The organism is Synechococcus sp. Cruz CV12-2-Slac-r (assembly GCF_024346075.1).
GTDB lineage: Bacteria > Cyanobacteriota > Cyanobacteriia > PCC-6307 > Cyanobiaceae > Synechococcus_D.
Window position 1 is genome coordinate 1 of the sequence record NZ_JAGQEK010000205.1, and the last position, 2,495, is coordinate 2,495.

Sequence of the window (2,495 nt, forward strand, 5' to 3'; positions counted from 1 at the left end):
CAACACATTTTATGTTAAGCAACGTCCTATTGAGACTGATGATATTAATAATTCCTACATTCAAGCTGTTGGAGATAGTGTTCGCATTGGTTATCGCAAGCTCTTGAAGGGTGCTGATAGTTTCTGGGGTGTTAATTTTGGATATGACAATGCTTTGCAGGCTGGATATTACTATCAGCAATTAGGTTTTGGCATTGAGGTTACGTCACCTAATTTTCAGGTAGTTAGTACTTTCGCTGCTCCCATAGGTAACCTTGGTTATTCCTCCCCTGGCAAATCTATATTATCACCTTTTAATATACAAATTTCGGTGCCCACAGGTATCAATTCCTTGGTCTTTTTACCTAGATTTTATTATGTATCTGATTATTTGGGCGCCTCAGCACCTGGTGGACAATTGCAATTAAATTATCATTTTAATCCTCGTCTAAAGCTTTCATTATCTACCAGTTATGATAAATTATCAGGTTCAGGTGGCGCACTAGAGTTGTTTTGGCGCCCCAATGTACCAGTAGCGCCTAGTGTGGGATCTCCTATTAATTCATCCATACTTGGCTCTTATGCTGGTCCTGTTGGCAATAATGGAACACGGATTGTTAGGTTAACTGGTTCGGATCCTGCATATGGAGACTGAGAAAGTTATTTTTCAATTAGTAACAAGGCATGTCCATCTGGATCCCTTACTTGGCAAGCTATAACTCCTCCCCAAATATTTCCAGGTATTGATACTATGGAACTCAGTGATTTAGATGAATCGCTTGATTCTAGTCTTATATGTATATCTATTAGATTGTCGATTAATAATATTACTCTCCATTCATTTAGATCGGTGGTTTTTGGGTTTATTCTGGGTCTCCGCTTTTGGTTCGGTAATTGATAATCAAGGAGTTCAATTCCCATCCCATGATTGCTTGGTCTTAGTGTGCTTATTAAAACCTTTGTATTCTCTAAACCATCCATTTCATCTTGTTCTTTCCCATAGTTGGTTCCCTGTCCTACCAGTTCAAGATTTAGAATTCCATTGTAAAATTCAATACTTTTCTGCGTATCTGATACGCCAATTGCGGTATGGTCAATACCCTTAAATAAATCTATTTGATCTTTATGCCAACGTATATCCCCTTTATCTTCTGGGAAATTTAATAGTTCTAACGAATGTCCATGGATATCTTTGAATTTTACTGCTTTAATATTTGCTGCGCCAGTATTCCATTCTGGTAGTGTTTGTGGTCTACTTGAAATTTGAGCAGATTTGTTCGCCCCTTTTTGAAATGCCTCTTCAATATTGCTAACAACGATACATATGTGCTGAAACCAGAGATCATTACTTTTTGAATCTATAGGAATTACTTCCCCTTGAAAATTATTGTTTTTTAAATCAGCCTTTTTTTGGAATTCCCATAATTCAAGTTCTTCGTCACCAAGGTGCAATATAACCCTATCAACCACAGCATCAGATATTCCTAAAAGTTCATTCAACCATTTCCCTTCAAGGATTTCTCGTTTGCCAGCTTTAAACCCAAGTGTTTCGCTATACCATCTCATCTGTTCATCTATGTTTTTTGTTGTTTGCGTAATGCTTTTAATTTTCTCGGGCATCCGTATCACATAGATCTATTTACAGAATAATCACTCCAGCCCTCTACTCCATCGCCTTGATGTTTTCTTAAGCAGTATGTTCGTTTGCTGACAGCTTAGGATTTTTTGATTTTTTTAAAGTGCGCATGTTATTATTTAATTGAATTTTATCTACTCAGTGATTTTACCTCATGACTGAACAATTCCTGAAAGGCAAAGTTGCTATTGTTACTGGTGCTAATAGTGGTATCGGTAAATCTGTGGCAATTGAACTGGCACTTCGTGGAGCTAGTGTAGTTATTAACTATCGCTCTCACCCAGAACTTACGGAATCTCTCTTGTCTGAGATTACTGCTTCAGGTGGAATTGCCATAGGTGCCCAAGCCGATGTAACCAATCTTGATTCTCTGCAAGGAGTTGTTGATCTTGCAGTTAAATCCTTTGGTCGCCTTGATGTGATGGTTAATAATGCAGGCCTTGAAACTCGCACCTCTATTTTAGATACCACTCCTGAAGACTACGATAAGGTTTTAAATGTGAATTTGAAAAGCGCTTTTTTTGGTACTCAGTTCGCTGCTAAGCAGATGATTTCGCAGGGAGGTGGAGGCAGGGTTATAAATATTTCGTCTGTTCATGAAGATTGGCCCATGCCTAATAACACAGCTTACTGTTTAGCAAAGGGTGGTCTTCGCATGCTAACTCGTACTGCTGGCGTAGAACTTGCACCTCATGGCGTTACTGTTGTTAATGTTGGCCCAGGCGCGGTGAATACACCTATTAATGCACCAACCATTAATAATCCCGAGCTTTTAGCTAAGTTAAACTCTGCGATTCCTATGGGGCGGATGGCTGAGCCTAGTGAAATTGCTGCAGTTGTTGCTTTCCTAGCTAGCGATGCGGCAAGTTACATAACTGCT

The 2,495-nt window shown here is 39.0% G+C and carries 3 protein-coding genes; 2 read left to right on the forward strand and 1 reads right to left on the reverse strand.

Features of this window, described 5'->3' with window-relative positions:
* Positions 1–634 (forward strand): hypothetical protein (locus tag KB557_RS10675; protein WP_255134047.1); only part of this gene is annotated, 634 nt, incomplete at its 5' end.
* Between the two features lie 5 nt (positions 635–639).
* Here KB557_RS10675 and KB557_RS10680 read toward each other — a convergent pair.
* Positions 640–1,599 (reverse strand): VOC family protein, encoded by a 960-nt coding sequence (locus tag KB557_RS10680; protein ID WP_255134049.1) that lies wholly within the window; start codon positions 1,597–1,599, stop codon positions 640–642.
* A 170-nt stretch (positions 1,600–1,769) separates the two neighbouring features.
* Here KB557_RS10680 and KB557_RS10685 point away from each other — a divergent pair.
* A partial coding sequence (locus KB557_RS10685) for an SDR family NAD(P)-dependent oxidoreductase (protein WP_255134051.1) occupies positions 1,770–2,495 on the forward strand: 726 nt, incomplete at its 3' end.

What these genes read in the sequence shown, in the direction of transcription:
- KB557_RS10680 (WP_255134049.1), bottom strand. Translation starts at nt 1,599, where the DNA reads ATGCCCGAGAAAATTAAAAGCATTACGCAAACAACAAAAAACATAGAT.